A 6,835-nucleotide genomic window follows, 5' to 3' on the forward strand; every position below is an offset into this window, starting at 1 on the left:
GACATACGTCAATGAGCGGGCGGCAGATCGAGATGAACTTCGGCGTGGGAGTACCAGCATGCACAAGCCCGTCTCGGATGACGTCACCTCGCTTCACGATCTCTCCGCCGTCGACCTGATCGCCGGCTATCGCGCGCGCCAGTTCTCGCCGTCCGAGGTGATGGACGAGGTCCTGGCGCACGTGGCGGCGTGGGAGCCGCACATCAAGGCGCTGTATCTGCTCGACGCCGACGCCGCGCGGGCCGCGGCCGAGGCGTCGACCGCGCGCTGGGCCAATGACGAGCCGGCCGGCGTGCTCGACGGCGTACCGGCGACGGTGAAGGACAATCTCGCCACCAAGGGTCAGCCGATGCCGCTCGGCGCAGCCAGCGTCACGCGCACGCCGCTCGCCGCCGATGCGCCGCCGGTGGCGCGGCTGCGCGAGGCCGGCGCGATCATCTTCGCCAAGACCACGATGCCCGATTACGGCATGCTGTCGTCCGGCCTGTCGAGCTTCCATCCGCTGACGCGCAATCCATGGGATCTCCGCATGAACCCCGGCGGTTCGAGCGCCGGTGCGGGTGCCGCAGCCGCCGCGGGCTACGGTCCGCTGCATGTCGGCACCGACATCGGCGGCTCGATCCGGCTGCCCGCGTCGTGGTGCGGCCTCGTCGGATTGAAGCCGAGCTTCGGCCGCGTGCCGATCGACCCGCCTTATGTCGGCCGCGTCGCCGGTCCGATGACGCGCATCGTCGACGATGCCGCGCTGATGATGAGCGTGCTGTCCAAGCCCGACCGCCGCGACGGCACCAGCCTGCCGCCGTCGGACCTGCACTGGAAGGTCACGGAGAAGCCGGTGCGCAAGCTGCGCATCGGCCTGATGCTCGATCTCGGCGGCGTCGGCCAGCCACTGGAGGAGCCTGTGCGCGCGACGACCCTGGCTGCGGCGAAAGCGTTCGAGGACGCCGGCGCCGTGATCAGCGAGGTCAAGGGCTTCCTGACGCGCGAGATGCTCGACGGTCTCGACAATTTCTGGCGTGCACGGCTGTGGGACGATCTGGCGCGGCTGGCGCCCGAGGTGCGCGCGAAGACCCTGCCCTACATCCTGCGCTGGGCCGAACGCGGCGCCGCGCTCTCCGGCGTCGAAGTCGTCAGAGGCTTCAACGTCACGATGGCGCTACGCGCCGCCGCGGCAAGACTGTTCTGCGACTACGACTACATCATCTCGCCAGTCTCGCCCGGCGTGAAATTCCCCGCCGAGCTCGCCTCGCCGGTCAACGATCCCGAGAGGCCGTTCGAGCACATCACCTACACCGTGCCCTGGAACATGTCGGAGAACCCGGCAATCTCCGTCAATGCCGGCTACGACCCCGACGGCTTCCCGATCGGCCTGCAGATCGTCGGCCGCCGCTTCGATGATGTCGGCGTACTCGGGATGGCCAAGACGTTCGAGGGATTACGCGGCGAGCAGCGGCCATGGCCGATACCGCCGGCCTCCTGATTCGCGTCACCCCACTCCTTCCTCCGTCATTGCGAGCGAAGCGAAGCAATCCAGAGTCCCGCCCACGACTCTGGATTGCTTCGCTTGCGCTCGCAATGACGGGGAAAGAGCGTGGGCCACATCGCTGCCGGATCGCGTGCTGGGAGACCAATGAAAAGCGCGGCTCTTTGCCCGCCATGCGGAATGTCGGCACGATTTGACGCGGCCTCTCGCTGAACTATTGTACTCCCTATCGTCGATCCCAGTCGTCGTCATTCCGGGGCGTGCGAAGCACGAGCCCGGAATCCATACTCACGATGGTGGTTATGGATTCCGGGCCTGCGCCCAAGAGGGCGCATCCCGGAATGACGGCGGAGATTGTGGCACGAGCAAACAACTAATAAGCGCCACGACAACATCAGGAAGCGCCAATGGCCTATCAGACCATCCTCTACGACGTCGCCGACAAGATCCTCACCATCACGCTGAACCGGCCGGAGAAGCTCAACGCCTTCACCGGCACCATGATGGAGGAGCTGATCGACGCCTTCGATCGCGCCGACAAGGACGACGGCGTCAGGGCGATCATCGTCACCGGATCGGGCCGCGCGTTCTGCGCGGGTGCTGACCTCTCCTCCGGGGCCGACACGTTCGATCGCGATGCCAAGCGCGGACCGGTGAAGCGCCACGCCGATGGCCGCGTCGACTATTCCGATCCGCAGGTGCGCGATGGCGGTGGCCAGGTCACCTTGCGCATCTTCAAGTCGTTGAAGCCGGTCATCGCCGCGGTCAACGGCCCCGCCGTCGGCATCGGCGTCACCATGCAGCTCGCGATGGACATCCGCATCGCCTCTGACGCGGCGCGGTTCGGCTTCGTGTTCTCCCAGCGCGGCATCGTGCCGGAGGCGGCGTCGAGCTGGTTCCTGCCGCGCATCGTCGGCATCTCGCAAGCGCTGGAATGGTGCTACACCGGCCGCGTGTTTCCGGCGCAGGAGGCGCTCGCCGGCCGCCTCGTCAGCAAGGTCGTGCCGCCGGATGATCTGCTGCCCACCGCCCGTGCGCTGGCCCGCGAGATCGCCGACAAGACCGCGCCGGTGTCGATCGCGCTGATCCGCCAGATGATGTGGCGCATGATGGGCGCCGACGATCCGATGGAGGCGCACAAGGTCGACAGCCGCGGCATCTACGCGCGCGGCCGCTCCGACGACGTCAAGGAAGGCGTGGTGTCGTTCCTGGAGAAGCGCCCTGCGCAATTCAAGAACACGGTGACGGCCGATATGCCCGACTATTTCCCGTGGTGGGATGAGCGGGAGTATAAGTAGCGCCACGGCCCCAGGACACCATTTGGCAAAGAACGGCGTCCAGAGCGCCACGCGATAGATGGCGCGGTATGGGTCCTGGCTCAAGGCCGGGACGACGCCGCGTGGGCGGCAACTGCAACGACTCCATCAGCAGCACCAGGATCGCAATCGACCCCGGCAGCCAATCACCGCGCCAATCACATCGCGTGCGATCGCTCACGCCGCCTTGATGCCGCGAATGAAGTCGTCGACATGGCGGCGCATGCTCTCGGACTGACGCAGCAGCTCCGCCGACGCCCCGAGCACCTGGCTGGCGGTGGCGCCGGATTCGTTTGCGGCGGCCGTGACCTGCTGGATGTTCTGCGAAATTTCGTCGGTCCCCTTGGCTGCGTGCTGGACGTTCCGCGCCATCTCGCGCGTCGCCGCGCCCTGCTCCTCGACGGCATTCGCGATCGACGACGCGATCTCGTTCAGCTCGCCGATGGTCGTGGTGATGCCGCGGATGGCCCGGACGGCCTCGCTCGACACCTCCTGCATTCCGGAGATCTGCGCGCGGATCTCGCCGGTCGCCTTGGCGGTCTGCTCGGCGAGCAGCTTCACCTCGCCGGCGACGACGGCAAAGCCGCGGCCGGCTTCACCCGCCCGCGCGGCCTCGATGGTCGCATTGAGCGCGAGAAGATTGGTCTGGCCGGCAATGTCGCTGATCAGCCGCACGATGTCGCCGATCCGCTCGGCCATGCTGGAAAGGCCCTGCACGGTCTCGTTGGTCCTCTGCCCCTCCGCGGCCGCCTTCTGCGCCATGTCGGCCGACTGCGTCACCTGACCGCCGATGCCCGCGACCGAGCTCGACAGCTGGTCCGTCGCAGCGGCCATCGTCTGCATGTTGCTCGACGCGGCCTCGGTCGCCTGCGCAACGCTGCTCGCTTCACTGCAGGTCCGGCTCGCCGTCCGATTCATCACGGCGGCCGTCGATTCGAGCTGTGCCGAGGCTGAGATCACGCTGTCGATCACGGCCGCGATGTCACCGCTGAAACGGTCGGTCAGTTCGCCGACGCGCTTGGCTTTTTCGGCGCGCTGGCTCATCGCCTCCGCATCCCTGGCAGCGAGCTCGGCGCCATGGATCATGTTCTCCTTGAAGACCTGCACTGCCCTCGCCATCAGGCCGACCTCGTCGCGCCGATCGACCGCGTCGATTGCAGTGCTCACATCGCCCTTCGCCAGCCGCGTCATCGTATCGGCAAGGGCGTTGATCGGCCTGGTGATGCTGCGCGCCAGCGCAACGACGATCGCGAGGCTCAGCGCCAAGGCGACCAGCAGCAGCGCGCCGACGGCGGCGAGGCTGGCCGTGGCCGCGGCCTGCTTGCCGGCCATCAGCTCGGACAGCTCGACGGCCAGAGCGTCTTCGACCTGCTTCAGCAGATCGATCCGCAGCGTGGCCGCATCGAACCAGGCCTTGCTCGCAAGCCCTTTGAAATCACCGCTGACGCCGCCCTGCTCCACCACCTTGCGCATGGCAACGACGCCGTCGATCGCCGATCCCGTCATCGCCGCATCGAACGCCGCACGTCCTTTCGCCGAGGCGGCGGCGCGAAATCCCGCGAAATAGCTATCCTGCGCCGCAGCCAGCCCTATGGCGCGCGCGTAGGCGGCCTGCTCGAAGCGACCGGCGGCAAGGCCTCCCGCCACGACCGCGCGCTCCAGGCCGGCGCGCTCCTTGCCTTCGGTCAGATTGCCATAGGCAATGATCGCCTTGGAGATATCGTCGTCGTCGCTGAGCCTCGATATGCCGCTGATCAGGCTGATCAGCCGGCTGACGATCTCGGTGAGCGAGCTGACCGCTGCCGCCGGCGTGACGGCTTGGGCATCGATGTCGCCGCGGCGGCGATCGAGCTGCGTCAACGCCTGTTCGCCCGCCTGCGCCGCCTCGGCCAGTGCGGCGCTCCGGCGCAGCCCGTCCAGCGCGGCAACCGCGTGCGCGCGCTCGCCATCGGTCAGCTTGCGCTGCTGATCCAGCTCGGCACGCATCTGCGTGCCCTTGCTGCTCAGAAATGCCGACGACATGCCGCGCTCACGCTGCAGCTCATGAACGAAGCGGCTGAGCCTGGCGACGGCGTCCGCCGCCGGCTGCATGCGCGTCATCTCGACACGCACCGCCCATTTCGTGGAAATCTCGTAGGCCGCCAACGCGGCCAGTGTGACGATGGGCAGCAATGCAGACAGGGCTATGCGGTGAAGTATCTTCGACGTCTTCAACATGATCGGCCTCGACCTGTCCGATCACTCTATGAATCCAGTGGTAAAAAAATACACAGCCCCATCCGCCGAATTTTTGGGCAGACGCCTGCCAACTAATCCATCACCAGCGCGACGCGTCCGATGGCCCTGCGCTCGATCAGAAGCCGCATCGCCGATGCGTAATTGTCGAACGGCACGCGGTGGGAGACGTTGGGCCGCAGCTTGCCTTGCTCCGCGAACGCGAGCAGTGCAGCCATCCGTCGCTCGCCCAGCTCGGGATCCTTCCGCACCGCCTCGCCGGCGCGAACGCCGAGCACGCTTGCGCCCTTCATGAGGATCAGATTGGTGCGTGCGAGCCCGATGCCGCCGGTGAAGCCGACCACCAGCAGCCGCGCGCCCCAGGCGATGCAGCGCACGCTGTTCTCGAACACCTCGCCGCCGACGGGATCGAACACGACGTCGACGCCGCGGCCATCGGTGATGTGTTTGACGGCGTCGCGGAACGGCCCGCGTGAATACAGAATGAGATGATCGGCGCCACGCGCGCGTGCCACCGCGAGTTTCTCCTCCGACGACGCCGCCGCGATCACCGCTGCGCCGAGCAGCTTGCCGATCTCGACGGCGGCGAGGCCAACGCCACCGCCGGCGCCGTGCACCAGCAGCGTCTCGCCGGGCTTGAGCTGGCCGCGATCGACCAGGGCGTGATGGGCGGTGCCGTGGCCGGCGAGATAGGTCGCGCCTTCCGCGTAGTCGAAAGTCGACGGCAGCGGCGTGAGCTGGCTGGCCGCAACCACCGCCTCCTCCGCATAGGCGCCGAAGCGCATGCGGACGATCACCTTGTCGCCGACGGCGCGGCCGGTCACGGCGGCCCCGGTTTCGACGACGTCACCGGCGGCCTCGACGCCGGGCGTGAACGGCAGCTCAGGCTTGAGCTGATACTCGCCGGCCGCCATCAGTATGTCCGGAAAGTTGATGCCGGCAGCGCGGATCTTCACCCGCACCTCGCCGTCACCGAGTGAGCGCGGCGGTAGGGCCTCCAGCCGCAGCGTCTCCGGCGGACCGAGCTCGCGGCAGACGATCGCACGCGGCATCAGGCGCGCCCCTTCGCCCGCGCCAGCGCCTCGCGGATCAGCGGCAGGCGATCATTGCCGAAATACATGTCGGTCACGTCGAGGAAGATCGTCGGCGAGCCGAAGCCGCCGCGCTTGACGACCTCCTCGGTGTTGATGCGCAGCTGGTCCTTGATGCCCTGCTGCGCGATCCCATCGAAGAACGCCTTCGGATCTATGCCGACGCGCCGGCACACCTCGGTCAGCACCGCATCCTGCGAGATGTCCTGGTCCTCGCCCCAATAGATCTCGAACACGGCCCGCGCGAACGGCACCATGTCCTGGCCCAGCCAGATGCAGCCGCGCATCGCCTTGACGCTGTTCACCGGAAACACCAATGGCGGCATCTTGATCTTGAGCCCGGCCGAGCGGGACCAGTCGTCGAGGTCCTTCAGCGTGTAGGCCGCCTTGGCCGGCACCGGCTTCTCGCGCTGCGCATAGACGCTGGGATTGACGGTGTTGAAGATGCCGCCGACCAGGATCGGCCGCCAGACGATGTCGACGCCGAATTCTTGCGCGAGCGGTTGGATGTTGTGGAAGGCGAGATAGGTCCAGGGGCTGGAGCAGTCGAAGAAGAATTCGATCATGTGTGTTTCCTCAAGGTCTTGATAAGTTCGCCTTTGCGCGCGCAAAAATCCGGAGTGTGGTCGTGGCCCTGGATTGCTTCGCTTCTGTTCAGCCCGGTGACATAGCTGACGGGTGTTCGGGGAGATGGTTGATACTTCAAAATC

General features: G+C 66.9%; 5 protein-coding genes. 2 read left to right on the forward strand and 3 right to left on the reverse strand.

Annotated features, from left to right (window positions below):
* The first annotated feature begins 58 nt into the window (after positions 1-58).
* Positions 59-1,480 carry an amidase gene (locus tag ACQR0U_RS16000; protein WP_315749425.1) on the forward strand — a complete coding sequence of 474 codons (1,422 nt, stop codon included), beginning with the start codon at positions 59-61 and terminating at the stop codon, positions 1,478-1,480.
* A 410-nt stretch (positions 1,481-1,890) separates the two neighbouring features.
* A complete protein-coding gene (locus ACQR0U_RS16005; RefSeq protein ID WP_315714716.1) occupies positions 1,891-2,781 on the forward strand; it encodes a crotonase/enoyl-CoA hydratase family protein in 891 nt (296 codons plus the stop codon).
* A gap of 195 nt (positions 2,782-2,976) precedes the next feature.
* Here the strand turns inward: ACQR0U_RS16005 and ACQR0U_RS16010 are convergent, their stop codons facing one another.
* The 3 genes from ACQR0U_RS16010 to ACQR0U_RS16020 form a co-directional block, all read right to left on the reverse strand.
* A complete protein-coding gene (locus ACQR0U_RS16010) occupies positions 2,977-5,016 on the reverse strand; it encodes a methyl-accepting chemotaxis protein (RefSeq protein WP_315749424.1) in 2,040 nt (679 codons plus the stop codon).
* A gap of 92 nt (positions 5,017-5,108) precedes the next feature.
* Complete coding sequence (locus ACQR0U_RS16015; RefSeq protein ID WP_315749423.1) at positions 5,109-6,086, reverse strand: NADPH:quinone oxidoreductase family protein; 978 nt, start codon at positions 6,084-6,086, stop codon at positions 5,109-5,111.
* The gene (locus ACQR0U_RS16020; protein ID WP_315749422.1) at positions 6,086-6,691 is read right to left on the reverse strand and encodes a 2-hydroxychromene-2-carboxylate isomerase; all 606 of its coding nucleotides are present in this window, start codon (positions 6,689-6,691) and stop codon (positions 6,086-6,088) included. Before ACQR0U_RS16020 ends, ACQR0U_RS16015 begins: the two co-directional genes overlap by 1 nt.
* Positions 6,692-6,835: the final 144 nt, after the last annotated feature.

This window comes from Bradyrhizobium sp. HKCCYLRH3097 (assembly GCF_051167875.1).
Lineage (GTDB): Bacteria > Pseudomonadota > Alphaproteobacteria > Rhizobiales > Xanthobacteraceae > Bradyrhizobium.

What these genes read in the sequence shown, in the direction of transcription:
- ACQR0U_RS16010 (WP_315749424.1), bottom strand. Translation starts at nt 5,016, where the DNA reads ATGTTGAAGACGTCGAAGATACTTCACCGCATAGCCCTGTCTGCATTG.
- ACQR0U_RS16000 (WP_315749425.1), top strand. Translation starts at nt 59, where the DNA reads ATGCACAAGCCCGTCTCGGATGACGTCACCTCGCTTCACGATCTCTCC.
- ACQR0U_RS16005 (WP_315714716.1), top strand. Translation starts at nt 1,891, where the DNA reads ATGGCCTATCAGACCATCCTCTACGACGTCGCCGACAAGATCCTCACC.
- ACQR0U_RS16020 (WP_315749422.1), bottom strand. Translation starts at nt 6,691, where the DNA reads ATGATCGAATTCTTCTTCGACTGCTCCAGCCCCTGGACCTATCTCGCC.
- ACQR0U_RS16015 (WP_315749423.1), bottom strand. Translation starts at nt 6,086, where the DNA reads ATGCCGCGTGCGATCGTCTGCCGCGAGCTCGGTCCGCCGGAGACGCTG.